Origin of the sequence: Thiomonas sp. X19, from assembly GCF_900089495.1 — a bacterium.
Taxonomy (GTDB): Bacteria; Pseudomonadota; Gammaproteobacteria; order Burkholderiales; family Burkholderiaceae_C; genus Thiomonas_A.
On record NZ_LT605203.1, the window covers coordinates 4,087,782 to 4,114,437 of the forward strand.

At 63.7% G+C, this 26,656-nt stretch carries 33 protein-coding genes and 1 tRNA gene; 2 read left to right on the forward strand and 32 right to left on the reverse strand.

The annotated features are described in order from the left end of the window. Positions 1-3: 3 nt before the first annotated feature. The 11 genes from ubiB to petA form a co-directional block, all read right to left on the reverse strand. Positions 4-1,575, reverse strand: a complete 1,572-nt coding sequence (gene ubiB / locus THIX_RS19880) for a ubiquinone biosynthesis regulatory protein kinase UbiB (protein WP_112487579.1) — start codon at positions 1,573-1,575, stop codon at positions 4-6. A gap of 3 nt (positions 1,576-1,578) precedes the next feature. Next, positions 1,579-2,193, reverse strand: coding sequence for an SCP2 domain-containing protein (locus THIX_RS19885; protein WP_112487580.1), 615 nt, complete (start codon positions 2,191-2,193; stop codon positions 1,579-1,581). 364 nt (positions 2,194-2,557) lie between these two features. Continuing rightward, positions 2,558-3,457, reverse strand: a complete 900-nt coding sequence (locus tag THIX_RS19890) for a Tim44 domain-containing protein (protein ID WP_199195337.1) — start codon at positions 3,455-3,457, stop codon at positions 2,558-2,560. Positions 3,458-3,539: 82 nt separating this feature from the next. Next, positions 3,540-4,289, reverse strand: coding sequence for a class I SAM-dependent methyltransferase (locus tag THIX_RS19895; protein ID WP_112488497.1), 750 nt, complete (start codon positions 4,287-4,289; stop codon positions 3,540-3,542). Beyond that, entirely contained in the window at positions 4,279-4,707 is a 429-nt protein-coding gene (locus tag THIX_RS19900) for a gamma-butyrobetaine hydroxylase-like domain-containing protein (protein ID WP_112487583.1), read from the reverse strand. The genes THIX_RS19895 and THIX_RS19900 overlap by 11 nt, the downstream gene beginning before the upstream one ends. A gap of 342 nt (positions 4,708-5,049) precedes the next feature. Continuing rightward, a tRNA-Thr gene (locus tag THIX_RS19905) sits at positions 5,050-5,125 on the reverse strand. A gap of 48 nt (positions 5,126-5,173) precedes the next feature. Next, positions 5,174-5,728: a ClpXP protease specificity-enhancing factor gene (locus tag THIX_RS19910; RefSeq protein ID WP_112487585.1), complete on the reverse strand. Its 555-nt coding sequence runs from the start codon at positions 5,726-5,728 to the stop codon at positions 5,174-5,176. Between the two features lie 20 nt (positions 5,729-5,748). Beyond that, the gene (locus THIX_RS19915; RefSeq protein WP_112487586.1) at positions 5,749-6,360 is read right to left on the reverse strand and encodes a glutathione S-transferase N-terminal domain-containing protein; all 612 of its coding nucleotides are present in this window, start codon (positions 6,358-6,360) and stop codon (positions 5,749-5,751) included. A 114-nt stretch (positions 6,361-6,474) separates the two neighbouring features. Continuing rightward, entirely contained in the window at positions 6,475-7,263 is a 789-nt protein-coding gene (locus tag THIX_RS19920) for a cytochrome c1 (protein ID WP_233224647.1), read from the reverse strand. An 8-nt stretch (positions 7,264-7,271) separates the two neighbouring features. Then, positions 7,272-8,681, reverse strand: a complete 1,410-nt coding sequence (locus tag THIX_RS19925) for a cytochrome bc complex cytochrome b subunit (protein ID WP_112487590.1) — start codon at positions 8,679-8,681, stop codon at positions 7,272-7,274. 23 nt (positions 8,682-8,704) lie between these two features. Then, entirely contained in the window at positions 8,705-9,283 is a 579-nt protein-coding gene (gene petA / locus THIX_RS19930) for a ubiquinol-cytochrome c reductase iron-sulfur subunit (RefSeq protein WP_112487592.1), read from the reverse strand. 287 nt (positions 9,284-9,570) lie between these two features. Here petA and mscL point away from each other — a divergent pair, with 287 nt between their 5' ends. After that, positions 9,571-9,993, forward strand: a complete 423-nt coding sequence (gene mscL, locus THIX_RS19935) for a large conductance mechanosensitive channel protein MscL (RefSeq protein ID WP_112487593.1) — start codon at positions 9,571-9,573, stop codon at positions 9,991-9,993. A gap of 7 nt (positions 9,994-10,000) precedes the next feature. Here mscL and pdxA read toward each other — a convergent pair whose 3' ends face one another. Next, entirely contained in the window at positions 10,001-11,026 is a 1,026-nt protein-coding gene (gene pdxA, locus THIX_RS19940; protein WP_233224648.1) for a 4-hydroxythreonine-4-phosphate dehydrogenase PdxA, read from the reverse strand. Further along, entirely contained in the window at positions 11,023-11,772 is a 750-nt protein-coding gene (locus THIX_RS19945; RefSeq protein ID WP_112487594.1) for a Nif3-like dinuclear metal center hexameric protein, read from the reverse strand. The genes pdxA and THIX_RS19945 overlap by 4 nt, the downstream gene beginning before the upstream one ends. A 17-nt stretch (positions 11,773-11,789) precedes the next feature. Between THIX_RS19945 and THIX_RS19950 the strand changes: the two genes are divergently transcribed. After that, a complete protein-coding gene (locus tag THIX_RS19950) occupies positions 11,790-12,971 on the forward strand; it encodes a trypsin-like peptidase domain-containing protein (protein WP_112487595.1) in 1,182 nt (393 codons plus the stop codon). A 112-nt stretch (positions 12,972-13,083) separates the two neighbouring features. On the opposite strand, the gene tatC is transcribed toward THIX_RS19950, so the two are convergent. The 19 genes from tatC to THIX_RS20045 all read right to left on the reverse strand — a co-directional run bounded on the left by tatC (position 13,084) and on the right by THIX_RS20045 (position 26,606). Further along, positions 13,084-13,893, reverse strand: coding sequence for a twin-arginine translocase subunit TatC (gene tatC / locus THIX_RS19955; protein ID WP_112487596.1), 810 nt, complete (start codon positions 13,891-13,893; stop codon positions 13,084-13,086). 27 nt (positions 13,894-13,920) lie between these two features. After that, positions 13,921-14,415 (reverse strand): Sec-independent protein translocase protein TatB, encoded by a 495-nt coding sequence (gene tatB, locus THIX_RS19960; protein ID WP_112487598.1) that lies wholly within the window; start codon positions 14,413-14,415, stop codon positions 13,921-13,923. 77 nt (positions 14,416-14,492) lie between these two features. Next, a complete protein-coding gene (gene tatA, locus THIX_RS19965) occupies positions 14,493-14,738 on the reverse strand; it encodes a Sec-independent protein translocase subunit TatA (RefSeq protein WP_112487600.1) in 246 nt (81 codons plus the stop codon). 21 nt (positions 14,739-14,759) lie between these two features. Next, a complete protein-coding gene (locus THIX_RS19970) occupies positions 14,760-15,110 on the reverse strand; it encodes a histidine triad nucleotide-binding protein (RefSeq protein WP_112487601.1) in 351 nt (116 codons plus the stop codon). A gap of 81 nt (positions 15,111-15,191) precedes the next feature. Further along, positions 15,192-15,554, reverse strand: coding sequence for a phosphoribosyl-ATP diphosphatase (locus THIX_RS19975; protein ID WP_112487602.1), 363 nt, complete (start codon positions 15,552-15,554; stop codon positions 15,192-15,194). Next, entirely contained in the window at positions 15,551-15,940 is a 390-nt protein-coding gene (hisI, locus tag THIX_RS19980; protein WP_112487604.1) for a phosphoribosyl-AMP cyclohydrolase, read from the reverse strand. Before hisI ends, THIX_RS19975 begins: the two co-directional genes overlap by 4 nt. A gap of 70 nt (positions 15,941-16,010) precedes the next feature. Then, positions 16,011-16,796, reverse strand: a complete 786-nt coding sequence (gene hisF, locus THIX_RS19985; RefSeq protein WP_112487605.1) for an imidazole glycerol phosphate synthase subunit HisF — start codon at positions 16,794-16,796, stop codon at positions 16,011-16,013. A 32-nt stretch (positions 16,797-16,828) separates the two neighbouring features. Further along, positions 16,829-17,578, reverse strand: coding sequence for a 1-(5-phosphoribosyl)-5-[(5-phosphoribosylamino)methylideneamino]imidazole-4-carboxamide isomerase (gene hisA / locus THIX_RS19990; RefSeq protein ID WP_112487607.1), 750 nt, complete (start codon positions 17,576-17,578; stop codon positions 16,829-16,831). Between the two features lie 46 nt (positions 17,579-17,624). Beyond that, entirely contained in the window at positions 17,625-18,296 is a 672-nt protein-coding gene (gene hisH / locus THIX_RS19995) for an imidazole glycerol phosphate synthase subunit HisH (protein WP_112487609.1), read from the reverse strand. A 69-nt stretch (positions 18,297-18,365) separates the two neighbouring features. Further along, complete coding sequence (hisB, locus tag THIX_RS20000; RefSeq protein ID WP_112487610.1) at positions 18,366-18,953, reverse strand: imidazoleglycerol-phosphate dehydratase HisB; 588 nt, start codon at positions 18,951-18,953, stop codon at positions 18,366-18,368. Positions 18,954-19,018: 65 nt separating this feature from the next. Next, positions 19,019-20,113, reverse strand: a complete 1,095-nt coding sequence (hisC, locus tag THIX_RS20005) for a histidinol-phosphate transaminase (protein ID WP_112487611.1) — start codon at positions 20,111-20,113, stop codon at positions 19,019-19,021. A 78-nt stretch (positions 20,114-20,191) separates the two neighbouring features. Further along, positions 20,192-21,532: a histidinol dehydrogenase gene (gene hisD, locus THIX_RS20010; protein WP_199195338.1), complete on the reverse strand. Its 1,341-nt coding sequence runs from the start codon at positions 21,530-21,532 to the stop codon at positions 20,192-20,194. Then, positions 21,529-22,197, reverse strand: a complete 669-nt coding sequence (gene hisG / locus THIX_RS20015; protein WP_112487615.1) for an ATP phosphoribosyltransferase — start codon at positions 22,195-22,197, stop codon at positions 21,529-21,531. Before hisG ends, hisD begins: the two co-directional genes overlap by 4 nt. Positions 22,198-22,271: 74 nt before the next feature. After that, positions 22,272-23,540 (reverse strand): UDP-N-acetylglucosamine 1-carboxyvinyltransferase, encoded by a 1,269-nt coding sequence (murA, locus tag THIX_RS20020; protein WP_112487616.1) that lies wholly within the window; start codon positions 23,538-23,540, stop codon positions 22,272-22,274. Between the two features lie 88 nt (positions 23,541-23,628). Next, positions 23,629-23,871 (reverse strand): BolA family protein, encoded by a 243-nt coding sequence (locus THIX_RS20025; RefSeq protein WP_112488499.1) that lies wholly within the window; start codon positions 23,869-23,871, stop codon positions 23,629-23,631. A 45-nt stretch (positions 23,872-23,916) separates the two neighbouring features. Then, the gene (locus THIX_RS20030; RefSeq protein WP_112487617.1) at positions 23,917-24,672 is read right to left on the reverse strand and encodes an ABC transporter permease; all 756 of its coding nucleotides are present in this window, start codon (positions 24,670-24,672) and stop codon (positions 23,917-23,919) included. Next, positions 24,669-25,613 carry an ABC transporter ATP-binding protein gene (locus THIX_RS20035; protein WP_112487618.1) on the reverse strand — a complete coding sequence of 315 codons (945 nt, stop codon included), beginning with the start codon at positions 25,611-25,613 and terminating at the stop codon, positions 24,669-24,671. Before THIX_RS20035 ends, THIX_RS20030 begins: the two co-directional genes overlap by 4 nt. 41 nt (positions 25,614-25,654) lie before the next feature. Then, a complete protein-coding gene (locus THIX_RS20040) occupies positions 25,655-25,960 on the reverse strand; it encodes a lipid asymmetry maintenance protein MlaB (protein WP_112487619.1) in 306 nt (101 codons plus the stop codon). 4 nt (positions 25,961-25,964) lie between these two features. After that, positions 25,965-26,606, reverse strand: coding sequence for a phospholipid-binding protein MlaC (locus THIX_RS20045; protein WP_112487620.1), 642 nt, complete (start codon positions 26,604-26,606; stop codon positions 25,965-25,967). Positions 26,607-26,656: the final 50 nt, after the last annotated feature.

Below are 26,656 nucleotides of genomic sequence, written 5' to 3' on the forward strand. Positions count from 1 at the left end.
GGTTCATGCCCCAAGCCAGTGGCGCGCATTCCACAAGGCCAACAACAAGAGAAACACCACCAGCCCGACGACGAAACCGATCAGGCCCTGCAGCAACGCATTGGTGCGCCGTTGTTCCTGCAACAACTGGCGCGTCAGCTCACGCTCGACTGGCTGTTGCGCTTGTTCCAAGGCGTGATGAACCAAGCGAGGCAAGGCGGGGAAGTACTGGGCGAAGCGTGGCGCCTCTTTTTGCAGGTGATCGCGCAAAGCGCGCCAGCCAACCTGGCTTTGCATCCAGCGCTTGAGGAAGGGCTGGGCGGTATTCCAGAGATCCAGGTCGGGGTCGAGCTGACGTCCGAGGCCTTCGACATTCAGCAGGGTTTTTTGCAACAGCACGAGCTGCGGCTGGATTTCCACCTTGAAGCGGCGCGACACCTGGAACAGGCGCAGCAGAATCTGTCCCAGGGAAATATCTTTCAGCGGACGCTCGAACTGCGGCTCGCACACGGTGCGAACAGCGGCCTCCAGCTCGTCCACACGCACCTCGGCCGGCACCCAGCCGGATTCGAGATGCAGCTCAGCCACGCGCCGGTAATCGCGCCGGAAAAAGGCGATGAAGTTTTGCGCCAGATAGTCTTTGTCGAACTCTGACAGGGTGCCGATGATGCCGAAGTCCAGCGCGATATACCAGCCAAAAGTTTCAGGCGCGAGACTGACCATGATGTTGCCCGGATGCATGTCGGCATGGAAAAAACCATCGCGAAACACCTGGGTGAAAAAGATCTCGACCCCGCTCTGCGCCAGCTTGTGGATGTCCACACCGGCATCACGCAAGCGGTCGATCTGACTGATGGGCACGCCATGCATGCGCTCCATCACGATCACGCTTTCGGTGCAGAGATCCCAGACCATCTGCGGAATCAGGACCAGGCCCAGGCCGTCCATATTGCGGCGCAGTTGCGCCGCATTGGCCGCTTCGCGAACGAGGTCAAGCTCATCGTGCAGATATTTATCGAACTCGGCCACCACTTCGCACGGCTTGAGGCGCTTGCCGTCGGACCAGGCGCGCTCAACCCAGGCGGCCAGGGTTTGCATCAACTCCAGGTCCTGGTCGATGATTTTGCGCATGCCAGGTCGCAGCACCTTGACCGCCACCTCGTGTCCACCTTGCTCCACCGGCAGCATCGCGAAGTGCACTTGGGCGATGGAGGCGCTGGCAACCGGTGTGCGATCGAAACTGGCAAACAGCTGCGACAACGGCTGACCCAAGGCCTGCTCGATCAGCATCACGGCCTGATCGGAGTCGAACGGCGGGACGCGATCCTGCAGCTTGGCGAGTTCGTCGGCGATATCGGTGGGCAGAAGATCGCGCCGGGTGGACAGCATCTGTCCGAACTTGACGAAGATCGGCCCCAGACTTTCCAGCGCCAAGCGCAGGCGCTGCCCACGCGGCGCATCGAGCTTGCGGCCAACGGCAAGGATGCGCGCCAGGAGCCGCAGCCAGCGATGGCGAAAGCCGCTGAGCACGAGCTGATCAAGTCCGTAGCGATGGGCAACGGTGGCAATGCGCAACAAACGCAGCAGGCGGCGCATCCCTCAGTTCCGCGCCGTTGTATCGGTGCGGCGCACGAGCATTTGAACGCGCTTGTCGAGCCTGGCCGTCGCGTCACGCAATTGCGCCAATTCGACACTGCAGGCCGTGTACTCGGCGCGGCCAACCAGTGCGCGTGGCGCCTCGGCCAGCCAGTCCTTGGTGTCGGCTTCGACTTGCCGGCGTAGGCGTCGCCCCTGGGCTAGCATTCCTCGCCCGGCGCGTACCAGCCGATGCGCAGCCAGGTCGCCGAGAAGTTGGGCAAGGTCATCTTCCGCATCCCAGCGCAGATGGCCGAGCAGCCAGGAGACTGCCTGGGCAAATTCGGCATCGCCCGTGATGCGCACTCCCGTCAGCCCCAGTGCTTGTCCGCGCCATCGAGCCGCCAAAACGGCGCTGACGTCGATATCGAGCCTGAGTTCAGAAGGCTGAGCGACCTCCTGGGTCGGCCCCGGTGCAAACCCGCCCGCCGGGGATATCTGCAATACGGCACTTCGACCGGCAACATGCAGGGCCAGGTGCTTGCCGATATGCGCTCGCATGCGTTCCTCAGCCTGCGGCTCTTGGCGGATGAGGTGGTTGATGGCTTGGGTCACATGCAGCACAGCGCGTTGCTGCATGCGGTCTGGCCACTGCAAAGTTGGGCTTGGGTCTGTGCTGGACATAGGAGGTGTGCAATCCGGCGATCATTCTAGGAGTCTGGAGTAACCTCAGAGCAGCAAGCCAGCGTTGCGCCACATGTCGCGTACCAAGTACATGCCGGGCCGAATCCGAAGCCCTGTGGAACTCTGGAGAAGACATCGCCCAAAGCCGCGCAAGACTGGCTTGCGACGTCCAGCAAAGATCAAGGGTGCAAGGCCATTGTGACCATGCACCCTCGAGTCATCTCGGTACCCGAAGAATGGGCCCGACTAGGAATGTCAATCCCAAACTGGCCGGCGAAAACGTTGCGGCCTGGACAACGGGTTCAGGCCGCAACAAGATTCAGGCCAGCTGTTGAATTCCGGCCAGCAGCCAACCCCCATTGCCGGAAACCGGCTTGACCAGATTCCACACCTCGCGCACGGGCTGCGCACCACCCCAGCTTTCCTCGCGGACCAACCCGGAGAATTCGACGCTGGCGAGGTATTCACCGCCCAACTCCTGCAGATCGAGCAGCACGGCTTCGAGCGTGACCACATCGGTCTGATTCTGCGCACCCCCACGCTGTTCGATCTCGGCCTTTAGCTGCGCGAAGAATTCCGGCGTGCTGTACGACTCGATGCCGTGCAAGTCGCCTGCATCCCACGCCTTCTGCAGTTGGTAGTAATGCTCGCGCGCCTTGTTCAGGAATGCACGTTGATCGAAGTCTGCCGGAATCGAGCCCTGAGCCGTGGCGGCGCTTCCAACTGGGGCTTGCATCCCCTCGAAACGCTGTGGGGATAGATAGGACTCCGACCCGAGTTGGGCCGCGTCATAAGCACCACGCGGCATTCCGGCCGGTTGCGGCATGGATGAGGCACCAGAACGGCGGAAAAGTCGGAGCAGGAACATCCCCACGGCCACCGCCAAGCCTGCGATCAGCAGGGCTGTGACGAACGAGGCCAGGCCTGCGCCCAGGCCGAAGGCGTGGAACAACGCTGCCAGCCCGATGCCAGCCGCCAAGCCGCCGAGCATGCCGCCCCAACGGCTGGCAGGGCGTGGGGTGGCTGCCGCAGGTGCGGCTGCCTGCCGTGGCGCCACGGCAGGGGCGGGTGTGGCCTGCTGACGTTGCAGCAATCCACTGTTTTGACGCCCCAGTGTTTTGCCTCCTCCCATGCGCTTGGCTTGTGCCTCGGCCGCAAAAAGAGTGGAGGCCAGCACGAGGCTGACGCCGAGAACGAGAAGGGTCCAATGCTTGTTCATGATCATGCCCGGTTGTGGATGCCTACATTTTGTTACTAAAACCACCGGAAAAGTTCACGCATCTCGAAAAAATTATGTTCCTTCAAGCCTTGAGGCCAATATGCAACGCGACGACTCCGGCCGAAAGGTTATACCAGTCGACCTTGGCGAATCCGGCCTCGAGCATCAGAGTCTTCAAGCTGGCTTGATCCGGGTGCTGGCGGATGGATTCAGCCAGGTAGCGGTAACTGTCGGCATCGCCCGCGACCCATTGTCCAAGGCGTGGCAGTATGCGGAAGGAGTACCAGTCATAGATGCCGCGCAGCGGTTCCCAGGGACGAGAAAACTCGAGCACCAGCAGTTTTCCGCCTGGCTTGAGCACGCGGCGCATTTCCGCCAGCGCAAGGTCCTTGTGGGTCATGTTGCGAAGGCCAAAAGCCACGCTCACGCGGTCAAAGCTGCCATCGGGAAATGGCAGGATTTCGGCGTCGCAGAGCGCTGCCGGCACACACAAGCCTGCATCTTCCAGCTGGGTTCGCCCCTCGGCCAGCATGGCACCATTGATGTCGGTCGACACGACCATGCCGCCCGGTTCGACTTGCGGCGCGAATGCACGGGCCAAGTCACCAGTGCCGGAGGCGATGTCGAGCACACGATGCCCGGGACGCACGGCTGCCAGCGCCACGGTGAAGGCTTTCCAGCCCCGGTGGAGGCCGGCACTCATCAAGTCATTCATCAGGTTGTAGCGGGGCGCGACCGAGTCAAAGACCTGCGCCACGCGTTGCGCCTTTTCACGCTCGGCCACGGTCTCGAAGCCGAAGTGTGTAGTTGCTTCACCGGACTCAATGGCCATGGTGCGCTCCATGCCCACAGCCACCGCTCGATGGGGCATCAGCCGTCACCATTGCGGCATCGCGGTCCACTTGAGCCGCGGCAAGTCGCTCCAGGTAGTCACTCCACAACTGCGACTGCTCCGAACCCAGGAAATACAAATATTCCCAGGTGAAGATGCCCGTGTCGTGACCGTCGGAAAAAGTCGGTTGCACGGCGTAATTGCCCACGTATTCCAGCTGATTGATCAAGACATCGCGTTTCCCTGTCTGCAGGGTTTCCTGGCCAGGACCGTGTCCACGCACCTCGGCTGAAGGCGAACACACCCGCAGCAGTTCGAACGGAAGCCGAAACACCGCGCCATCATCGAAGGCGATTTCCAGATCACGCGACTGGCGGTGAACCGTCAATTGCGTTGGGTGGGGGACTGTGTGAGCCATGAACTTGAACCTTTGTCGCGCTGACTTGCAATAGCGAATTATGCGTCTGCGTCCATACGCGTGTACGCCAACAGCCGTCGGACTGCTGCAGCGTTCGAAAAACACGTTCATGCGGCTGCGCAACAGCACGACAAGCCGACTGCACTTTTGCAAGACTGAGAACGCTGCCGGGCTGCACGAGTCTGGCGAGCAAAAAAATACCCGGGCAGAGCCCGGGTGAATTGCACACTCCCTGAAAGAGCTGTTTAGAGCTCAGTCACATTCTGATACAAAAAGTTTGCATTGTCCAGCTCTTCAAACCCGGGAGCGATGCAATATCGAGGTTCTATTTGCAGGTTTTTTTGGTGCCGCTTGTCTGACTCGAACAGACGACCTATCGCTTACAAGGCGATTGCTCTACCAACTGAGCTAAAGCGGCAGGGACTTCCCTGGTGAAGCGGCGACTTCGGGTTGCGATCTCAAACGTTCACTTCACGCGCTTGAGATGTCCCCCGGAAGGCCGCGGGGGGGGATCAGCCGGCGGCTCGCCCTCGGCCTTGGATGCATCGACTGAGCGGGAAGCTTGCTCAGGGATCTCTGCGGCGGCTTGAGTGCTGTCGGGCACGGCATGAAGATGGCTTGCTGGCGCTGTCTCAGGCGTCTGCGCATCTTCGCCTTCGACTGAGCCGGCGGCAGCAGGATCACCAGCGCCGGATTCGGGGATGGGAAACGCCATGCCCTGCCCATTCTCGCGGGCGTAGATCGCAGTGACGTGGCTCACGGGCACGAGTATGTCGCGGGCTACTCCGCCGAAGCGCGCCTTGAAACGCACGTCGTCATGTCCGATCTTCAGGCCCGTGGTCGCGCCGAAACTGATGTTGAGCACAATTTCGCCATTCTTGACATGCTCGCGCGGCACCCGCACCTGGCTGTCCACGTGAACTGCCAGGTAGGGTGTCAGTCCGTTGTCGGTGCACCATTCGTAGAGGGCGCGCAACAGGTAGGGCTTGGTCGAACTTGGATTTTCAGCCGAGTTGGTCATGACTCTTCCTGCTGCCGGAATTACTTGCGCATGACCTTTTCCGAAGGCGTGAGCGCCTCGATGTAGGCAGGGCGCTGAAAAATGCGCTCGGCATACTTGGAGAGCGGCGCGGCTGATTTGGGCAGATCGATGCCATAGTGGTCCAAGCGCCAGAGCAGGGGCGCGATGGAGACGTCGAGCATGGAGAATTCATCACCCAGCATGAAACGATTCTTGGTAAAAATCGGCGCCAGCTGGGTCAGGCGGTCACGAATCGCGGCCCTGGCCTTTTCCATGGCCTTTTCATTGGCTTTGCTGGCACGAGACTCGAGTGTGGAGACGTGCACGAACAATTCCTTTTCAAAATTGAACAGGAACAAACGCACCCGGGCACGCGCCACCGGGTCACCCGGCATGAGCTGGGGATGCGGAAAACGCTCGTCAATGTACTCGTTGATGATGTTGGATTCGTACAGGATGAGGTCACGCTCGACCAGAATGGGCACCTGACCATAGGGGTTCATGACGTTCACATCTTCAGGTTTGTTGAAGAGATCGACATCACGAATTTCGAAATCCATGCCCTTTTCGAACAGGACAAAACGGCAACGCTGCGAGAATGGGCAGGTCGTGCCTGAATAAAGCACCATCATAAGAGGCGACTCCTGAAAAAGCGAAGGGAGTGAGCATGCTCACCCCCGCGACAGCCGGCCAAAAAGGCGGGCCTATGGACACTGCTGCCGGGTCCCTGGAGGGACTCGGTTCAACTAACTCACATCTTTCCAGTATTCGGACTTGAGGCGCCAGGTGATGAAGGTGAGCAGGGCCAAAAAGAGCAACACAATAACGCCCAGTCGTTTGCGTTCGAGTTGGTCCGGTTCGGCCATCCATTGCATGTAGGCCACAAGATCGGCAATTTGTGAATCATACTGCGTCGGGCTCAAACTTCCAGGCGTGAGCTGTTCGTACGCGACAAAGCGCTTGAGTTGGAGGCCCGCGGCGGCTGGGTCTTTCGTGAGCACGAACTTCGCTGCGCGCTCGCCCTGCAAGGGCCACAACGGGTTGGGCATGGCGACTCCGGGGAGCACCAAGTTGTTCCAGCCCGTCGGGCGCGTGGGGTCGCGGTAAAACGAAAGCAGGTAGGTGTACAGGTAATCGGCGCCAGAACCACGATGGGAGGCCAGTGCCCGCTCGATCACGCTCAGGTCCGGCGGGGAAGCGCCGAACCAGGCCTCGGCCTGGGCTGGCGTCATCGCGACTTTCATCGTGTCCCCGAGCCTGGATTCGCTGAACATCAGGTTTTTCTGCACCTGGTCTGCCGTCAAGCCAATGGCGCGCAAACGCTCATAGCGCATGTACTTGGCGCTGTGGCAGTTGAGGCAGTAGTTGACAAAAAGCTTCGCACCGTTTTGCAGAGCGAGCAAATCGTTGACCCGATAGGGAGCATGCTGTAGCGCGATACGTTCTTGTTCGGCTGCCGCGTGTGCCGTCAAGGCAGCGCAACTCAGCCCCAGCGCGAGCGCCAGGCGCAGCAACCAGCGGAATGGATGGATCATGATCATGCTCAGTGGGGGTGATAGACCAAGCGTTCGGGCACCGCTCTGCACACGCCGAGACGGCTCCACCAGGGCATGAGCCAAAGGAAGCCGAAGTAGATGAAGGTGCAGGTCACCGAGATCCAGTAACCGACGGGAGACGGTTCGGAGATGCCGAAATAGCCAAGCACGATGAAGTCAAGCGCAAACAGAATCAACAGCGAAAAATGCCATTTCGGGCGGTAGCGGATGGACTTGACCGGGGAGTGATCCAGCCAAGGCAGGAAGAACAGCGAGATGACGGCGCCACCCATCACCAAGACGCCCCAGAACTTGGCATCGACCGTGGCCATAGCCCACAGCAGAAAAGCCATGCCTGCAGCCAGCGCGGCCAAACGCAGGGGGCTGCGCCGCAGGCGCCAGGCTCCCCATAACGCAGCGGCTGCAAGCACGGCCATCCAGAGATGGACAGAGGTGGTGGTGGTGGCTCTCAGCATGGAGTAGAAGGGCGTGAAGTACCAGACCGGGGCGATGTGCGGCGGGGTTTTCAGCGGATCGGCCGGGATGAAGTTGTTGTGCTCCAGGAAGTAGCCACCGAAGGTCGGCGCGAAGAACAGCACGGCACTGAAAATGGTGAGGAAAGCCGACAGCCCGAAGAGGTCGTGCACGGTGAAATAGGGATGGAAGGGAATGCCATCGCGCGGATTGCCGCGGGCGTCCTTGTTGGCCTTGATCTCGATGCCGTCCGGGTTGTTGGAGCCCACTTGATGCAACGCGATGATGTGTGCCCCCACCAGCCCGATGAGCAGCAGTGGTATGGCGATGACGTGGAAGGCGAAGAAGCGGTTGAGCGTGGCGTCGCTCACCACATAGTCGCCACGAATCCACAACGAGAGGTCGGGACCGATGAAGGGAATGGCGGAAAAGAGGTTGACGATGACTTGCGCACCCCAGAACGACATCTGACCCCAGGGCAGGAGGTAGCCGAAGAAAGCCTCGCCCATCAGGCACAGGAAAATGAGACAGCCGAAAATCCACACCAACTCGCGCGGCTTGCGGTATGAGCCGTAGAGCAGGCCGCGGAACATGTGCATGTAAATGATGACGAAGAACGCCGATGCCCCGGTGGAGTGGATGTAGCGAATCAGCCAGCCCCAGCTCACGTCGCGCATGATGTATTCGACCGAGCCGAACGCCAGTGCCGCATCGGGCTTGTAGTGCATCACCAGAAAAATGCCGCTGATGACCTGGATGGCCAGCACGACGATGGCGAGTGAGCCAAAGTAGTACCAGAAATTCAGGTTCTTCGGCGCGTAATACTCGCTCAGGTGTGCAGCCCAAAGCGCGGAGAACGGGAAACGGTCGTCGATCCATTGACGCAAGCCGCCGCGTGGAGTTTCGGCAGGCACGCCGGGATCCGGCAGAGTCTGATCAGCCATGGCTTGATCTCCGTTTGGGGCCTTCAGGCCTTGTATTCACCGAGAAGAATTTTTCGGTCGTTGATGTAGTGATACGGGGGCACGGGCAGGTTGTCCGGCGCCGGCATGTTCTTGAACACGCGCGCTGCGAGATCGAATTCGGAACCATGGCAGGGGCAGAGGAAGCCGCCTTGCCAGTCGCTTGGCAAGGAGGGCTGGGCGCCCGGGGTGAATCGGTCGACAGGCGAGCAGCCCAGATGCGTGCAAATGCCGATGACCACGAGGAACTCGGGTTTGATGGAGCGCCACTGGTTTTGCGCCCAGGCCGGCGTGGGAAAGGCCATGCGTTTGGACAGTGGATCGGCCACCAGCGATTGCGTCACGTTCAGCGAAGCCAGCATCTGCGGCGTGCGGCGCAAGAACCACACCGGTTGCCCCCGCCACAGCACGGTCAGTTTTTCACCGGGACGCAGCTGGCCGATTTCGACTTCGATCGGCCCACCCTCGGCCTTGGCTTTGGCCGATGGCTCCATCGATTCAATAAAAGGGACGGCGGTTGCCGCGCCTGCAAAGCAGGTGGCGGCACCTGTGGCAATCAACCAAATGCGGCGTTGGGAATCCATCGTTTCGGAGCGGTAGTGAAGCGATGGAATTCTGGTCCCCCAGCACGAATTTCGCATTAGGAAAAGCATGTATAAGAACTCACTGATTTAGGGACGATGCATTGCGTTTCATCAATAAACGCCTTGCTGCACCGCAAAAATGCGCTGTGACATCGGCTGGCCATCTCACTAAATCGACCCAACTTCCATGGGTCGCAACCCGCCCGCCGGGCTTTACAAAGGTGTCCAATCCAAGCGCTGGGCGGTACATTGGGTCACCCTTATCCACTGACTACGGGAGTGACACGATGAACTTGCTGACTGATTTCAAGGAGTTTGCCGTCAAAGGCAATGTGATCGATCTGGCTGTTGCCGTGATCATCGGCGGCGCCTTCGGCAAGATCGTCGAAGCCCTGGTGGGCGACATCATCATGCCGGTGGTTGGAGCCATCATCGGCAAGATCGATTTCTCGAATTTTTTTATTCCGCTGGGGACGGTTCCCGCAGGAACGGAAATGACGCTTGCCGCCTTGAAAAAGGCGAACGTTCCTGTACTGGCCTATGGCGACTTCATCACCATCGCCATCAACTTTCTGATCCTGGCCTTCATCATTTTCATGATGGTCCGGCTCATCAGCAAGCTCAAGCGCGCGCAACCCCCGGCACCACCCGCAGCCGACCCCGAGGAAATCTTGCTGCTGCGAGACATTCGCGACTCGCTCAGACGCTGAAACCGAACTAAGCGCGGCTGATGAGTTGCCGCGCCATGGCGATGGCACTCGCCAGGCTGGCTGGATTGGCGCATCCACGCCCTGCCAGGTCGAATGCCGTGCCGTGGTCCGGGCTGGTGCGCACGAAGGGCAAGCCGAGGGTGACGTTCACGCCTGCGTCCAGCCCCATGTACTTCACCGGAATCAGGCCATGGTCGTGCAGCATGGCGACCACCACGTCGAACGCGCCCGCATGCCCAGGGGCATTGCGGGCGCGCATGAACACCGTATCGGGCGCATGCGGCCCGCTGGCATCGATGCCCTCGGCCCGGGCCTGCTCGATGGCCGGGGTAAGAATGCGAATCTCTTCATCGCCGAATAAACCGCCCTCACCCGCATGCGGGTTCAAACCCGCCACTGCAATGCGCGGGTGCGCCTGACCCCAGCGCTGTGCGGCTGCGTGGGTGATGCGCAAGGTGTCGAGAACGGCTTCGAACGTGACGGCATCGATCGCCTCGCGAACGCTCATGTGGATGGTGACGAGCACGGTTCGAAGCTCGTCATTGGCCAGCATCATGCGCACCGGCGCGCCCCCCGCCAGATGCTGCAGCAACTCGGTGTGGCCAGGGAAAGGCACACCCGCGGCATGCAAGGCCTCCTTATGAACGGGCGCCGTGACGATGGCGGCGACCTCGCCGCGCAGCGCCGCTTGCGCGGCGGTGACGATGGCGGCATGCGCCGCCGCGCCGGCGCGTGCATCCACTCGTCCAGGCGCAAGGTCGCGCAGCGATCCGGGCTCCAGGCCATCGGCCTGCAGCACGGGGATCACGCCGGGAGGCAGGCCGTGCCATTGCGCCACTTGCTCGATGCGCGCCACGCTCGGCCCCAAGGCCCCGGGAATGTCCAGACGGGCGGCGGCCGCAGCGATGACTTGGGCATCGCCCACCACGACGCAATCCTGCGCCTGCCCCGCGGCGAAGGCCTTGACGATGATTTCCGGGCCGATGCCGGCGGCATCTCCCATGGTGATGGCCAGGGGCTGTGTCGGGTTCATGCCGGATTGTCGATGTCGATGAAGCGGTGCTCGATGCCGAAACTGCGTTCCAGGTGCCCGCCCAGCGCCTGCACGCCGTAGCGTTCGGTGGCGTGGTGGCCGCCCGCGAGATAGGCGATGCCCATCTCGCGGGCGAAGTGCGCCGTGGGCTCGGAAATCTCGCCGCTGATGTAGGTGTTCGCACCGGCGGCATGGGCCTGCTCGACCCAGCCTTGCGCGGCTCCGGTGCACCAGGCCAGACGGCCGACGCGCGCGGTGGGATCGCCCACCAGCACGGGCGCGCGCTCGAGCTTGCGCCCGAGTTCAGCAGCAAGATCGGCCAGCGTTTCCTGCGCGGGTGCCGAGCCCAGCCAGCCCAGATCCTGCTTGCCAAAACGACCATCGGCCCGCCACCCCATGCGCGCGGCCAATTGGGCGTTGTTGCCCACCAGGGGATGCGCGTCCAGGGGCAGGTGATAGGCGAACAAATTGAGGTCAGCCGCCATCAGCGCGGCCAGGCGTTTGCGCTTTTGGCCCACCACGCGCGGGTCTTCACCACGCCAGAACCAGCCGTGATGCACGAGGATGGCGTCGGCGCCCTGCTGGGCGGCGCGTTCGATCAGCGCCAGGCTTGCCGTGACGCCACTGACGACGCGGCGGATGCGCGCCCTGCCCTCGACTTGCAAGCCGTTTGGGCCATAATCCTCAAAGCCATCGGTGCGCAGAAAATCGCGTAGATAGGCGGCCAATTGCTCGCGGTCGATCATGTTCAGGGAAGGTGGGTATGCGCAGGTTTTGGTTGATTTTCGCTCAGGCGACAACGATCGCGTTGGGCGTGGTGTTCGCGGTACGGATGCTGGCGCCGCAATGGCTGGAACGCAGCGCCGGCGCCCCTGGCCAAACGACGGTCTTGCAGCTGTTGCAGGCCGCGCCTGGACCGACTGCTGCGCCTGCGGCGGGCTCCTACAGCGGCGCGGCGCGGAAGGCCATGCCGGCGGTGGTATCCGTCACTACGACGCGTGCGCCCAAGCCAGGCCGGGGATCGCTGTCGGGGCGATTTTTCGGGGGCTCCGACGCACGCGCGCCCACGGTGGGGCTGGGCTCGGGTGTGATCGTCAGCCCCACGGGCTATGTGCTGACCAACAACCATGTGATCGAGGGTGCGGAGGAAATCGAGGTCAAGCTGGCGGATGGACGCGAAGCGGCCGCTCAGGTCGTGGGGCGCGACCCCGACACCGACTTGGCGGTGCTCAAGATCAAGCTGCACGATCTGCCCACCCTGGCCTTCGGCGACGAGACCAAGGCGCGTGTCGGCGACGTGGTGCTGGCCATTGGCTACCCCTTCGGCGTCGGGCAGACGGTGACGCAGGGCATCGTCAGCGCCCTCGGGCGTACGCAACTGGGCATCAACACCTTCGAGAACTTCATCCAGACCGATGCTGCCATCAATCCCGGCAATTCGGGTGGGGCGCTGGTGGACGTGAACGGCAATTTGCTGGGCATCAATACCGCGATCTTCTCGCGCTCGGGCGGCTCGCTCGGCATTGGTTTCGCCGTGCCGGCGTCCACCGCGCGCAACGTGCTGCAGCAACTCGTGCAGAGCGGGCATGTGGTGCGCGGCTGGATTGGCGTGGAGCCACAGGACATCAGCCCGCAACTGGCCCAGGCCCTGAGCCTGCCCGTGACCGACGGAGTGATTGTTGCCGCGGTGTTACGTCACGGACCTGCTGACCGAGCCGGCATGCGCGCGGGCGATGTGGTGCTCGACGTTGCCGGGCAGGCGGTGCACAACACGGGCCAGTTGCTCAACGCCGTGGCTGCCCTCAAACCCGGTAGCGCCGCCGCAGTGCGCATCTTGCGCCAAGGGCATGAGCAGCAACTTCAGGTCAAGATTGGCACCCGTCCGCAAGGGCCAGCCATGCTGCGGGATGAGGAAAGCGGAAACGCCGAGGGTGGCGCACCCTAGGAGGCGCGTGAGAAAACGCGTGCGCTCACGAAGTTTTCTCAACCTCCTCGGAGCAGCCTGAGGGCATTCGGAACGGATCACTTGGCTGCGGCACCTTGGGCTGCAGCAGTGGTCACGAGGCCGGGGGATCCGAATCCTTGGGTTGATCGGCGTCTTCATCGGGCGGCCGTGCGTACTTGCCCAGCACCCGCGATCCGATGATGCCCACCTCGTACAGCAAAATCATGGACACGGCCAACGAGGTTTGCGAAAACACGTCTGGCGGGGTGATGACGGCGGCGATGATGAAGGCCACGACGATGAAGTAACTGCGCCAGGCCTTGAGCTGCTCGATGGTGAGCATGCCGAAACGCACCAGCAGCATCAGCACCACCGGCACCTCGAAAGCGGTGCCAAAAGCCATGAACAAGGTGAGCACGAAGCTCAGGTAAGACTCGATATCGGGTGCGGCCGTCACCACCTTGGGCGCCACGTCCTGGATGAAGGTAAACAATCTTCCCAGAACGATGAAATACGCGAAGGCCACGCCCAGGTAAAAAAGAATGGTGCTGATGAACACCAGAGGGACAACCAGTCGTTTCTCGTGCGCATACAGCCCCGGCGCGATAAAGGCCCAGAGCTGATACAGCACGACGGGCAGGGCGATCATCAACGCCGTCAGCATGGTCAGCTTGAGCGGCACCAGGAAGGGCGTGATGACGCCGATGGCAATGAGGCCCGAGCCGTGCGGCAGATGTGCAATGAGCGGCTTGGCGAACAGGTCGAACAAACCGGACGGGCCGGGATAGATGGCCAGGATGGCGAAGACGATGCCTATGGCGGCCACAGCGCGGATGAGCCGATTTCTCAGCTCGACCAGATGGGTCACGAAGGGCTGCTCGGCTTCCGGATTCGGGGAGTCGGACGGCTTGGGATCAGTCACGTGTGCGGCAGGAAAGGAGTGCGGGCTTCAGCGGCCGGAACGGGGACGGTGGCGCGCCACGCGGGCCGCGCCAGACAGGGCGTGACTGCGTACCCGGGCCTGGCGGCGATACCAGAGCGGAACGGCTTGGCCGGTGGATTTTTTCAGGCGCTTGGGCTTATGGCTCTCGAAACCCAGACCGTCGCCAATGGAGGGAGCATCGAACGCTGTTTGCGATCCGTCCTCCAGGCCTGCGGTGGCTTCTTTCCAGGCCGAGTCGAATTCCTGGCCGACGTCGCCGATGTTCTTGGAAACCGTGTTGTGGATGTCCTGCGCTGCCGACTCGACCGTGGACTTCATGCTGCGCAACTCGTCCAACTCCATTTGCCGGTTCACTTCGGATTTCACGTCGGCCATGTAGCGCTGCGCCCGGCCGAGCAGATTGCCCACCGTGCGCGCCACCTTGGGGAGTTTTTCGGGGCCGAGCACGATCAGCGCGACCACGCCGATGACGCCCAGTTCGGAGATGCCGATATCGAACATGGCTGTTGCTCAGACCTTGCGGTGCCGATGCATAAAAAAGCCGGCAACATGGCCGGCCCGGCGCCGCTGTCCGGCGATCAGGATTTTTCCTTGGCCTCGACGTCGATGGTGTCCTTCTTCACCGCGCCGGCCTGGGCACCCAGCTGCTTGTCGGCAGCCGTTGTGCCCGGGGTGGCCTCGGCATCGCCGTCGCGCATGCCGTCCTTGAAACCCTTGACGGCTGACCCCAGGTCGGAACCCATGTTTTTCAGCTTTTTCGTGCCGAAGACCATCATCACGATGACCAGGACGATCAGCCAATGCCAAATGCTCAATGAGCCCATTTCGATACTCCTTAGCGACTTTCAGATCGTCGCGCGTTTCCAGGGGCGAGGGCCGCCCAAGACATGAAGATGCAGGTGGTAAACCTCCTGCCCGCCATTCGGTCCGGTGTTGATGACGGTTTTGAAACCATCGCCACAGCCTAGCTGCTCGGCCAGTCGCGGAACCAACGCCAGCATTTTACCGAGCAAGGCCTGGTCGCCAGGTTCCACTGCCGCCAGCGTGGCGATATGGCGCTTGGGCACCAGCAGAAAATGGACCGGTGCGGCCGGGTTGATGTCATGAAAAGCCACGACCCCATCATCCTCGTACAGCGTGTTCGACGGGATGGTGCCGGCAATGATCTTGCAGAAAATACAGTTGGGGTCGTGCATGTTGATGAACAGTACGAGTCAAATCAGGGTTTGGATGCAAACTCGAATGAGGCGCTCACGACGGGCTGCTGTCAAGCCTGGCTACTTGGGTGACGACGCACTGCGGCGCGCGAATTCCTCGATGCCCGACAAACCTTCGCGCCGCGCCAATTCGGCCAAGACCTCACGCGGCGAAATGCCGTGATGGGCCAAGACCAGGAGGGTGTGAAACCATAAATCGGCCGCTTCATGGACGATGGACTGGCGCTCTCCGCCCTTCGCCGCGAGGACGAATTCAGTGGCTTCCTCGCCAACCTTCTTGAGCATGGCATCGTCGCCCTTGGCGAAAAGACGGGCCACGTAGGACGAGGCTGGATCGGCCTGTTTGCGGGCTTCGATCACGGCGGCGAGGCGGTCGAGCACGTCGCAGCCCGGCGTGTCGGGCGCTGGTGAAGATGGCTTCATGTGTAGATTTGCTCGGGATCTTTCAGCACGGGTTCGACCGTGGCCCATTCGCCTTGGCGCAACTCGCGGAAAAAACAGGAATGGCGTCCGGTATGACAGGCAATGCCAGGGTCGTGGCCGAGTTGGCGCACCGTCAGCAGCACCACGTCGCCATCGCAATCGAGCCGGATGGATTCAACCTTCTGCACGTGGCCGGAGACCTCGCCCTTGTGCCACAGGCGCTTGCGCGAGCGCGACCAATACACGGCCTCGCCCAGTTCCAGCGTGCGCTGCAGCGCCTGCCGGCTCATCCAGGCCACCATGAGAATATCCTTGCTGCCCGCTTCCTGCGCAATGGCGGGAACCAGGCCGCTGGCGTCCCAGCAAATCTCGTCGAGCCAGTTCATGCTGGAAGTGTAGTCATCATGCTGCTATGGACTGCGTTGACCCAGACGCCCCGGATGGCTTGTGCCTTCATCATGCGTTCACGCGCATCGGGATGCCCAGGCCGGCCATGAAGCGCTTGGCCTCGCCGACGGTGTGTTGCCCGTAGTGGAAGATGCTCGCGGCCAGCACGGCGTCGGCATGGCCCTGGGTGATGCCATTGGCGAGGTCTTGCAGGCCGCCGACACCACCTGAGGCGATGACGGGCACCGGAACGGCGTCGGCCACGGCGCGGGTGAGGTCGAGATCGAAGCCGGCCTTGGTGCCGTCGCGGTCCATGCTGGTGAGCAGGATTTCGCCGGCGCCGGCTACGGTCATGCGGCAGGCCCAGTCCACCGCGTCGAGGCCGGCATTGCGCCGGCCGCCGTGGGTGTAGACGTCCCAGCCGGCGCCGCGCGCGGCGAGGTCGTCGCCAGCGCGGCGTTTGGCGTCGATGGCGACGACGATGCACTGCGCACCGTATTTGGCGGAAGCGTCGGCAATCACCTGCGGGTTGGCGATGGCGGCGGAATTGAAGCTGACCTTGTCGGCGCCGGCGTTGAGCAGACGGCGCACATCGTCCACCGTGCGCACGCCGCCGCCGACCGTGAGTGGAATGAACACCTGCGACGCCACCGCCTCGATCATGTGCAGCAGCAGGTCGCGGCCGTCGGACGTGGCGGTGATGTCGAGGAAGGTGAGTTCGTCGGCGCCCTGTTCGTTGTAGCGCGCGGCAATGTCCACCGGATCACCGGCGTCGCGCAGACCGACGAAGTTCACGCCCTTGACCACACGGCCGCCGGTCACGTCCAGGCAGGGGATGATGCGTTTGAACAGCATGGAAGTGGGAGAGCTTGGGCCTTGCGCCGTGATCAGGCCGAGCCGGCGGCCGCGGCCGCGACGCGCTGCTGCGCCGCCTTGAAGTCGAGCGCACCGGTGTAAATGGCCCGGCCGCAGATCACGCCTTCGACGCCACTGCTTTCCACCGCAATCAGGCGTTCGATGTCGGCCATGCCGGCCAGGCCGCCGGAGGCGATGACGGGGATGGACAGCGCCTCGGCCAGGCGCACGGTGGCGTCGATGTTCAGGCCGGTGAGCATGCCGTCGCGGCCGATGTCGGTGTAGATCACGCCCTCGACGCCGTAGTCCTCGAACTTGCGCGCCAGATCGACCACCTCATGGCCGGTGAGCTTGCTCCAGCCATCGGTGGCGACCTTGCCGTCGCGCGCGTCCAGGCCGACGATGATGTGGCCGCCGAAGGCGCTGCAAGCCTCTTTCAGGAAGCCGGGGTTTTTCACCGCGGCGGTGCCGATGACGACGAAGCTCAGGCCATCGTCCAGATAGCGCTCGATGGTCTCGAGGTCGCGAATGCCACCGCCGAGTTGCACCGGAATGTCTTCGCCCACCTCGCGCAGGATGGCGCGGATGGCAGGCTCGTTTTCCGGCCGGCCGGCGAAGGCGCCGTTCAGGTCCACCAGATGCAGGCGCTGCGCGCCCTGCTCCACCCAGTGCCGGGCCATGGCGGCGGGCTCGGTGGAAAACACGGTGGCGGCCTGCATTTCGCCTTGCTCCAGGCGGACGCACTGGCCGTTCTTGAGATCGATCGCGGGAATCAGCAACATGGGACGGGTCGACAACGAGTTCGGGACATCCTGCCGGGCAGCCGGGTCAGGGATTCCAGTCGAGGAAATTGCGGTAGAGCGCAAGGCCTGCCGCGGCGCTTTTTTCAGGGTGAAACTGGGTGGCGAAAATCGTATCCCGGGCGATGGCGCTGGCAAAGGTCACGCCATACTCGGAGCGGCCCGCAATACTGCGCTCTGCTGTCGGCTGCGCATAGAAACTATGCACGAAGTAGAACGCCGCGCCATCGTCCACGCCCGCCCACAAAGGGTGAACTCGGCCGTCGTGCGCCACCGGGTGCACCGCGTTCCAGCCCATATGCGGCACCTTGTAGCGGCTGCCGTCGGGCTGGTTCTGGCCAGCGAGCTGGAAGCGGCGCACCTCGCCGGCGATCAGCCCCAGACCTTGTGTCGGGCCTTCCTCGCTGCGGTCGAGCAGCATCTGCATGCCGACGCAGACGCCAAAGAGTGGCTTGCCGCTGCGCGCCTGCCCGCCTGCGGCTTCAAGCACCGGTGCTTGCAGGCCGGAGTCGCGCAGCTCGCGCATGCAGTCCGGCATGGCGCCCTGACCGGGCAGCACGATGCGGTCGGCAGCGCGCACCACCCGAGCGTCGGACGTGACCACCACCTGCCAGGGAAGACCCTTGGCGACATGCTGCACGGCCTGCGACACGGAGCGCAGATTGCCCATGCCGTAATCGACGATGGCGACCGTTTTCATGCGGGCGTCGGAAGGAACGGTGGTGTGGTGTGGCGAATCAGGTGCGGACGATCCGCGCCGCAGGCGTGGTCACAGCGAGCCCTTGGTCGAGGGGATGGTCTGGCCCATGCGCGGGTCGATTTCGGCCGCCGCACGCAGCGCGCGGCCGAAAGCCTTGAACACCGTTTCGCACTGGTGGTGGGCGTTGTCGCCGCGCAGATTGTCGACATGCATCGAGATGAAGGCATGATTGACCAGGCCCTGGAAAAATTCGTGGGCGAGATCGACGTCGAACTCGCCGATCATGGCGCGGGTGAAAGGCACATGCCATTCGAGCCCTGGACGGCCGGAAAAATCGATCACCACGCGCGACAGCGCTTCGTCCAGCGGCACATAGGCGTGGCCGTAACGGCGCACGCCTTTTTTGTCGCCAATCGCCTTGGCCAGGGCCTGGCCGATGGTGATGCCGACGTCCTCCACCGTGTGGTGGCCGTCGATGTGCAGATCGCCCTCGGCCTGCACCCTGAGATCGACCAGGCCATGACGCGCGATCTGATCGAGCATGTGGTCGAAAAAACCAATGCCGGTGGCAAGCTTGGACACCCCGCTGCCGTCGAGATTGAGTTCGACGCTGATGCGGGTTTCAGCGGTTTGGCGGGTGACCTGGGCGATACGCATGCGTGGAGGCTGGGAAAACGGGTTTGGCCGTGATGGAACCGCGAAGAAAGCGGTATGACGCGATGTTACCGAAGCGCAGACGCTGGCTGCAGGATGTCGGCCAGCGCCAGCAGCAAGGCCTCGCACTGCGCCTCGGTCCCGACGGTGATGCGCAGGAACGGCGCAATGCGCTCGGGCTGACGGAAATGGCGTACCAGGATGCGCTGTTCGCGCAGCTTGGCAGCCAACTCGGTGCCGGCATGCCGTGGGTGGCGCGCAAAAACGAAGTTGGCGGCCGATGGCAACACCTCGAAGCCGAGTTGCTGCAAACCGGCGACGAGCTTGCCGCGGCTGGCGGTGATGAGTGCGCGGGTGCGCTCGAACCAGGCTTCGTCCTGCATGGCGGCCACGCCGCCGGCAATGGCCAGCCGGTCCAGCGGGTAGGAATTGAAGCTGTCCTTCACCCGCACCAGGGCTTCGATCAAATCGACATGGCCCAGCGCGTAACCCACCCGCAAACCAGCCAGGGCGCGGGCTTTCGACAAGGTGCGCACCACCAGCAGGTTGGGATGGCGGTCGATCAGCGCGGCGGCGCTCTGCGCGCCGAAATCGACATACGCCTCGTCGACCACCACCACCGCGTCGGGAAAGCCTGTCAGCAGGCGCTGGACTTCGGCCAGGGCCAGCGCCATGCCGGTGGGCGCGTTGGGGTTGGGAAAGATGATGCCGCCGACGCGACCGTCGCGTCCGACCTGCAAATAGTCGTCCACGCCGAGGCTGAAGTCGTCGCGCAAGGGCATCAGGCGCGTGGCCATGTCGTACAGCCGGGCATAGACCGGATAGAAGCTGTAGCTGATGTCGGGGAACAGCAGCGGCGCGTCGTGCTTGAGCAGCGCCTGAAACACATGGGCCAGCACTTCGTCCGAACCATTGCCGACGAACACCTGCTCGCCCTGCAGACCATGATGGACGGCGATGGCGTCTTTCAGCGCCCGCGCCTCGGGGTCGGGATACAGGCGCAGGTCTTCCGTTGCCGCCTCGCGGATGGCCTGCAGCACGCGCAAGCTGGGGCCGTAGGGGCACTCGTTGGTGTTGAGCTTGATCAGGCCGGCGATCATCGGCTGCTCGCCCGGCACATAGGGTGTGAGGCCGTGCACGACCTCGCTCCAGTATCGGCTCATGAATTGGCTCCCCAGGCGCTGCGCGCCGCCCGTCCGAGAGGGTATGCGCCTTTGAGGCGGCTCTGCAGGCTCATGCGGCTAGGCCTTGAGGTCGTGATCCAGGCGCATTTCGGCCGCCAGCGCATGCGCCTGCAGGCGTTCGCCATGTGCCAGCACCGAGGCGATGCGGCCCAGGCGCTGCGCGCCGGCGTGGCTGACCTCGATCAAGCTGGTGCGCTTGATGAAGTCGTACACCCCGAGCGGTGAGGAGAAGCGCGCCGTGCCCGAGGTGGGCAGCACATGGTTGGGGCCGGCGCAATAGTCGCCGAGCGACTCGGAGGTGTAGGCGCCGAGGAAGATGGCGCCGGCATGACGCAGGCGATCGGCGATGAGACGCGGCTGCGCTGCCGACACTTCCAGGTGCTCGGGGGCGATGCGGTCGGCCAGTTCGCAGGCCTCGTCCAGATTGCGCACCTGGATGAGGGCACCCCGGCCGGACAGCGATGCGGCGATGATGGGCTGCCGACTCATGCCCGGCAGCAGGCGGCGGATTTCGGCGGCCACGGCGTCAATATATGCAGCGTCCGGGCACAGCAGAATGCTCTGCGCGAGTTCGTCGTGCTCGGCCTGGGAGAACAAATCCATCGCCACCCATTCCGGCGGGGTGGTGCCATCGGCGATGACCAGGATTTCCGAAGGCCCGGCGATCATGTCGATGCCGCAAATGCCGAACACGCGACGCTTGGCGGCGGCCACATAGGCGTTGCCGGGGCCGGTGATCTTGTCCACCTTGGGCACGGTGGCTGTCCCAAATGCCAAGGCACCCACGGCCTGGGCGCCGCCAATGGCGAAGGCGCGGCTGACACCGGCCACGGCCGCTGCGGCCAGCACCAGGGGATTGCGCTCGCCACCGGGCGTGGGCACGACCATGATGATCTCGACCACGCCGGCCACATGAGCAGGAATGGCGTTCATCAGCACCGAGGACGGATAGGCCGCCTTGCCGCCCGGCACGTAGATGCCGACGCGGTCCAGCGGCGTGACCTTCTGCCCCAGCAGGGTGCCGTCGGCGTCGACATACTCCCAGCTCTGGCCAACCTGCTGCATCTGGCGCTGGTGGTAGTCGCGCACGCGCTCGGCGGCCTGCTCCAGCGCGTGGCGCTGCTCGGCGGGAATCTGCGCCAGCGCGGCATGCAGCTCGGCCTGGGAGATTTCGAGCGCGGCCATGTTCGGTGCGTCGAGATGGTCGAAGCGGCGGGTGTAGTCCAGCACGGCGGCGTCGCCACGGGCGCGCACATCGGCCAGGATGTCGGCGGCGCGGGCGTCGATCTCGGCATGCTCCTCGGCCATGCGGGCGAAGAGCTGGGCGTACTGCGCCTCGAAGTCAGGGCTTGCGGTGTCGAGACGGCGCAGCAGCAAGTCGGAAGCGGGGGCGTTCATGCGGGAATGGATGCGTTGGATGCAGCGGCGGCGCGCAGGCCGTCGACCAAAGGTTTGAGCGCGGCGGTCTTGGTCTTGAACGCGGCCTGGTTGACGATGAGCCGGGCGGAGATATCCATGATGGATTCGACCTCGACCAGGCCGTTGGCCTTGAGCGTGCCGCCGCTGGAGACCAGGTCGACGATGGCATCGGCCAGGCCGATGAGGGGCGCGAGTTCCATCGAGCCGTAGAGCTTGACGAGATCGACATGCACCCCCTTGGCGGCGAAGTGCTCGCGCGCCAGATGCACATACTTGGTGGCCACGCGCAGGCGCGCGCCCTGGCGCACGGCGTGGGCGTAGTCGAAGCCCTGCGGCGTGGCCACGCTCAGGCGGCAGCGGGCGATGCCGAGGTCCACCGGGCGGTACAGGCCGTCGCCGCCGAGCGCGGCGTCGGCTTCGAGCAGCACGTCGAGGCCGGCCACGCCGAAATCGGCGCCGCCGTAGCGCACATAGGTGGGCACGTCGCTGGCGCGCACCAGCACCACGCGCAGGTCCGGCCGGTTGGTCGGCAGGATGAGTTTGCGCGTGGCTTCGGGATCTTCCGCCACGGTGATGCCGCCCCGTGCCAGCAGCGGCAGGGTGTCGTCGAAGATGCGGCCTTTGGACAGCGCGAGAGTGAGCATGGTGGACGAAAGATTACCGGATGCGCAGAGACTTGCAGGACGCGGGGTGAAGGGCGACGCCGGTTGCGGCCAGCTCAACGCACCCGCGCGATGCTGGCGCCCAGCGCGGCGAGCTTGTGCTCCATGCCGGCATAACCGCGGTCGAGGTGATAGATGCGTTCCACCAGGGTTTCGCCCTCGGCCGCCAGCCCGGCTATCACCAACCCGGCGGACGCGCGCAGATCGGTGGCCATGACGGTGGCGCCCGACAAGCGCTCCACGCCTTGCACCACGCACGTATTGCCCTCGATGGCGATATTCGCCCCCAGGCGCACCAGCTCCTGCACATGCATGAAGCGGTTCTCGAAAATGGTCTCCGTCAGATGCGCAGCGCCTTGCGCCAGGCAGTTCACGGCCATGAACTGGGCCTGCATATCGGTGGCGAAACCGGGGTACTCGGAGGTGCGCACCGACACCGCACGGGGCCGGCCGCCGGGCATGGCGTCGGCCTGCACGCGGATCCAGTCCGTGCCGCTGGTGAGCGTGGCGCCGGCCTCGCGCAATTTGTCCAGCAGGCTGTCGAGATGTTCGGGCACGCAGCCGCGCAGCGTGACGTCGCCACGCGTGGCCACCGCCGCGCACAAGAAGGTGCCGGCCTCGATGCGGTCGGGCACGATGGCGTGCTCGGCCCCATGCAGGCGCTCCACGCCCTGAATGCGGATGCGCGAGCTGCCGGCGCCGTCGATGCGAGCGCCCATCTTCAGCAGCATCGCCGCCAGGTCGGCCACCTCGGGCTCCTGCGCGGCGTTCTCGATCACCGACTCGCCCTCGGCCAGGCAGGCGGCCATCATCAGGTTCTCGGTGCCGGTGACGGTGATCATGTCGGTGCTGATGCGCGCGCCCTTGAGCCGCCCGCCCGGCACGCCGGCGACGATGTCGCCATGCTCCACATGCACCTCGGCACCGAGCTGCTGCAAGCCCTTGATGTGCTGATCAACCGGCCGCGCGCCAATGGCGCAACCACCGGGCAAGCTGACGCGGGCATGGCCGAAGCGCGCCACCAGCGGCCCCAGCACCAGCACGCTGGCGCGCATGGTTTTCACCCGCTCGTAAGGCGCGACGCAGGCGGTGATGGCGTCGGCCTGCAGGCGGATGCTGGCGCCTTCTTGCGCCACCTGCGTGCCCATGCCGGCCAGCAACTGGCCGAGGGTGCGCACGTCCATCAACTCGGGCGCGTTGGACAGCACGACGGGCTGGTCGGTGAGCAGGCAGGCCGCCATCAGCGGCAGCGCAGCGTTTTTCGCGCCACTGACCTGCACATCGCCATGCAGCGGGCGCTCGCCCTGAATGCGGAGTTTGTCCATGGGGAATGATGTGATCCGGCCGTGCCGGAGAAAGACTTGTGGATTCTAGGCGCCGCCCTGGTGCGCCCTGGTGCGCCCTGGAGGCGCTCTAGTCGGGCATGGGCTCGCCGGGGGCGACGGTGCGCATCGACAGCGCGTGAATTTCAGCGCGCATGCGGTCTCCCAGAGCAGCGTAGACCAAGCGATGCCGGGCCAGGCGCGACTGCCCGGTGAAAGCGGGGCTGACGATGGTGGCGTAGAAATGCTGGCCGTCACCCTGCACCTCCAAATGGGTGCAATCCAGACCGGCGGCGATGAGGTCGCGCAGATGTTCGGGGGTGGGCAGGGCCATGATGGTGGGCGAAAACGAGAGATGACGATGGGCGCGGCGCAATGGTCAGTTGCGCAATTTATAGCCGCGATGCAGCCAGGACCAGGCCAACCCGCCGCAGACGGCATTGCCGAGCAGGGCTGCGAGGAGGCAGATCCAGGGCGAGATGTCGGAGGCGCCAAAAAAACCGTAGCGAAATCCGTCGACCAGGTAGAAAAACGGGTTGAAATGCGACACCGCCATCCAGAACGGCGGCAAACTCTTGACCGAATAGAACACGCCCGACAAAAACGTGGCCGGCACGATGATGAAGTTCTGGAACGCCGCCATCTGATCGAACTTCTCGGCCCAGATGCCGGCAACGATGCCCAGCGACGCCAGCATGGATGCCCCCAGCATGGCGAACACCAGAATCCACATGGGATGGCGATACTCCAGCGGCACGAACCACAGCGCCACCAGCGTCAGCCCAAGCCCCACGCTCAAACCCCGCACCACCGAGGCGCCGACATAGGCGGCGAGCAGCTCCCAGGACTTGAGTGGCGACAGCAGCACGAACACCAGATTGCCGGTGATCTTGGACTGGATCAGCGACGAGGAGGTGTTGGCGAATGCGTTTTGCAGCACGCTCATCATCGCCAGGCCGGGAATGAGAAAAGCGGTGTAAGGCACGCTGCCGAACACCTTGATGTGCGCCGTCATGGCGTGCGAGAAGATCAGCAGGTAGAGCAGGCTGCTGAGCACGGGCGCGGCCACGGTCTGCAGGCTGACTTTCCAGAAACGCAGCAACTCCTTGCGAAACAGGGTGGACAGGCCGGTCATGCGGCTTGCCTGACGAGTTCAGCCACTTGTTCGCTGCCGTTCATGACCTGCATGAACGCGTCTTCCAGGTCGGCACGGCGAACTTCCAGCTCGTCCACCACACAGCCCGCAGCGCGTAGCGCGGCGAGGATGTGCTCGACCTCGGCCGCATCGCGCACCGCGCAGACGAGGCGGTGCCCTTCCGGCTTGTAGCGTGCGGCAAGCTCCGCCGGCAAAACACCGGTTGCAACGCGAAAAAGCATTTGCGTCGAGGCAAAGCGCGACAACAATGCATGGGTGGAGTCCAGCGCCACGAGGCGGCCGAGCTTGAGCATGCCGATGCGGCTACACAGAGCCTGCGCCTCCTCCAGGTAGTGGGTGGTCAACAACACCGTGTGGCCCTGGTGGTTCAGGCCGGTGACGAAAGCCCACAGGCTTTGACGCAGTTCCACGTCCACCCCCGCTGTGGGTTCATCGAGCACGATGACCGGCGGCCTGTGCACCAGCGCCTGCGCCACCATGACGCGGCGCTTCATGCCGCCGGAGAGAGTGCGGGTGTTTTGTTCGGCCTGGGATGCGAGGCCGAGGTGGTGCAGCAATTCGTCGATCCAGGCGTCGTTCTTGCCCAGGCCGAAGTAACCGGACTGCAGACGCAAGGTTTCGCGCACCGTGAAAAAGGGATCGAACACCAATTCCTGCGGCACGACGCCGAGCAGACGGCGGGTGGCGATGGGGTCGGTGGCGACGTCGCGCCCAAGCACCTGCACTCGGCCGCCACTGGCGCGCGTCAGCCCGGCCAGCATGCTGATGAGGGTGGTTTTGCCCGCGCCATTGGCACCGAGAAGGGCGAAGAATTCGCCCTGCGCAATGTCGAGATCGACGCCGTCGACCACGGCGCGACCGCCGTAGCGCTTGACGATGGCCTCGAATCGAACTGCGGGGCGTGTACTGGAAGCGGTCATGCAAAAGTCGGCCGGGGTGTTGGACCACCAGCCGCAAAGGCTCAGGAATGCAGCTCTGGCCCAGGTGGAGCTGCGGCGGCCTCGCCGAGGGCGAAATCCAGCCCGTAGGCGGTGGCGAGATGGGCCAGGCGCGGCGGCGCTGAGAGCACGCGCAGCGCACGGTCACCCGCCTGCCTGCGCAGCTCCAGAAGCAATGCCAGACAGGCCGAGTCGAAATCGCGCAGCGCTGCGGCATCCACCTCCCACAACTGCGCGGTGGGCGCCGCGCGCAGTGCGCCGAGCGCCTGCCGCACCACCTCCCCGGCTTCGGCGACAGTCACGCTGGCAGGCAGAACGAAGTGCGCCATCGCCTCAACCCTTGGCGCTGCTGACGTGAGCCAGTTCCTTGTTGCGCGTGGTGAGGGTCTGGATCAGGCCTTCAACGCCTTTTTGACCGATTTCCTGAGCGAACACGCCGCGGTAGTTGTCCACCAGCCAGATGCCCATGACGTTGACGTCGGCGATCTTCCAGTCGTTGTCCATTTTCACCAAACGGTAGTCAAGCTGGATGGGCTCGCCGTTATTGAGCACGCGGGTGCGAACCACGACGTTGGTCGCATTCGGCGCGGCGCGAAATGGCAGGTATTCCACCTTTTGATTCTTGATCTGGCTCACCGCGCCCGAGTAGGTGTGGATGAGCAGGAGTTTGAACTGCTGCTGCAATTCCTCCTGTTGCGCGGGGGTGGCCTGGCGCCAGTAGCGGCCGACGGCCGAGGCCGTCATGTGCTGGAAGTCGACGAAAGGCAGGACCTTGGTCTCGACCAGTTGCATGACCTTCTGGGGGTCGCCAGACTTCAGCGCCGGGTCGTTGTTGACTGCATCCATGACGGATTCCGTCAGCTTCTGGATGACCTGCACCGGGGCTGGCGTATCGGCTCGCGCAGCGGGCGCGGCAGCCAACAAGCCCAGGGCCAGAGCGGGCAGTAGTAAAGCGGTTTTGAATGTTCGGAACATGGAGTTCTCCAAAGGTGTTCGGCTCCCTGCCTTAACGGACAGCAAGCGCG

Coding starts and splice junctions, on each gene's coding strand:
- ubiB (WP_112487579.1), bottom strand. CDS start 1,575: ATGCGCCGCCTGCTGCGTTTGTTGCGCATTGCCACCGTTGCCCATCGC.
- THIX_RS19885 (WP_112487580.1), bottom strand. CDS start 2,193: ATGCAGCAACGCGCTGTGCTGCATGTGACCCAAGCCATCAACCACCTC.
- THIX_RS19890 (WP_199195337.1), bottom strand. CDS start 3,457: ATGAACAAGCATTGGACCCTTCTCGTTCTCGGCGTCAGCCTCGTGCTG.
- THIX_RS19895 (WP_112488497.1), bottom strand. CDS start 4,289: ATGGCCATTGAGTCCGGTGAAGCAACTACACACTTCGGCTTCGAGACC.
- THIX_RS19900 (WP_112487583.1), bottom strand. CDS start 4,707: ATGGCTCACACAGTCCCCCACCCAACGCAATTGACGGTTCACCGCCAG.
- THIX_RS19910 (WP_112487585.1), bottom strand. CDS start 5,728: ATGACCAACTCGGCTGAAAATCCAAGTTCGACCAAGCCCTACCTGTTG.
- THIX_RS19915 (WP_112487586.1), bottom strand. CDS start 6,360: ATGATGGTGCTTTATTCAGGCACGACCTGCCCATTCTCGCAGCGTTGC.
- THIX_RS19920 (WP_233224647.1), bottom strand. CDS start 7,263: ATGATCCATCCATTCCGCTGGTTGCTGCGCCTGGCGCTCGCGCTGGGG.
- THIX_RS19925 (WP_112487590.1), bottom strand. CDS start 8,681: ATGGCTGATCAGACTCTGCCGGATCCCGGCGTGCCTGCCGAAACTCCA.
- petA (WP_112487592.1), bottom strand. CDS start 9,283: ATGGATTCCCAACGCCGCATTTGGTTGATTGCCACAGGTGCCGCCACC.
- mscL (WP_112487593.1), top strand. CDS start 9,571: ATGAACTTGCTGACTGATTTCAAGGAGTTTGCCGTCAAAGGCAATGTG.
- pdxA (WP_233224648.1), bottom strand. CDS start 11,026: ATGAACCCGACACAGCCCCTGGCCATCACCATGGGAGATGCCGCCGGC.
- THIX_RS19945 (WP_112487594.1), bottom strand. CDS start 11,772: ATGATCGACCGCGAGCAATTGGCCGCCTATCTACGCGATTTTCTGCGC.
- THIX_RS19950 (WP_112487595.1), top strand. CDS start 11,790: ATGCGCAGGTTTTGGTTGATTTTCGCTCAGGCGACAACGATCGCGTTG.
- tatB (WP_112487598.1), bottom strand. CDS start 14,415: ATGTTCGATATCGGCATCTCCGAACTGGGCGTCATCGGCGTGGTCGCG.
- tatA (WP_112487600.1), bottom strand. CDS start 14,738: ATGGGCTCATTGAGCATTTGGCATTGGCTGATCGTCCTGGTCATCGTG.
- THIX_RS19970 (WP_112487601.1), bottom strand. CDS start 15,110: ATGCACGACCCCAACTGTATTTTCTGCAAGATCATTGCCGGCACCATC.
- THIX_RS19975 (WP_112487602.1), bottom strand. CDS start 15,554: ATGAAGCCATCTTCACCAGCGCCCGACACGCCGGGCTGCGACGTGCTC.
- hisI (WP_112487604.1), bottom strand. CDS start 15,940: ATGAACTGGCTCGACGAGATTTGCTGGGACGCCAGCGGCCTGGTTCCC.
- hisF (WP_112487605.1), bottom strand. CDS start 16,796: ATGCTGTTCAAACGCATCATCCCCTGCCTGGACGTGACCGGCGGCCGT.
- hisA (WP_112487607.1), bottom strand. CDS start 17,578: ATGTTGCTGATTCCCGCGATCGATCTCAAGAACGGCCAGTGCGTCCGC.
- hisH (WP_112487609.1), bottom strand. CDS start 18,296: ATGAAAACGGTCGCCATCGTCGATTACGGCATGGGCAATCTGCGCTCC.
- hisB (WP_112487610.1), bottom strand. CDS start 18,953: ATGCGTATCGCCCAGGTCACCCGCCAAACCGCTGAAACCCGCATCAGC.
- hisC (WP_112487611.1), bottom strand. CDS start 20,113: ATGAGCCGATACTGGAGCGAGGTCGTGCACGGCCTCACACCCTATGTG.
- hisD (WP_199195338.1), bottom strand. CDS start 21,532: ATGAACGCCCCCGCTTCCGACTTGCTGCTGCGCCGTCTCGACACCGCA.
- hisG (WP_112487615.1), bottom strand. CDS start 22,197: ATGCTCACTCTCGCGCTGTCCAAAGGCCGCATCTTCGACGACACCCTG.
- murA (WP_112487616.1), bottom strand. CDS start 23,540: ATGGACAAACTCCGCATTCAGGGCGAGCGCCCGCTGCATGGCGATGTG.
- THIX_RS20025 (WP_112488499.1), bottom strand. CDS start 23,871: ATGGCCCTGCCCACCCCCGAACATCTGCGCGACCTCATCGCCGCCGGT.
- THIX_RS20030 (WP_112487617.1), bottom strand. CDS start 24,672: ATGACCGGCCTGTCCACCCTGTTTCGCAAGGAGTTGCTGCGTTTCTGG.
- THIX_RS20035 (WP_112487618.1), bottom strand. CDS start 25,613: ATGACCGCTTCCAGTACACGCCCCGCAGTTCGATTCGAGGCCATCGTC.
- THIX_RS20040 (WP_112487619.1), bottom strand. CDS start 25,960: ATGGCGCACTTCGTTCTGCCTGCCAGCGTGACTGTCGCCGAAGCCGGG.
- THIX_RS20045 (WP_112487620.1), bottom strand. CDS start 26,606: ATGTTCCGAACATTCAAAACCGCTTTACTACTGCCCGCTCTGGCCCTG.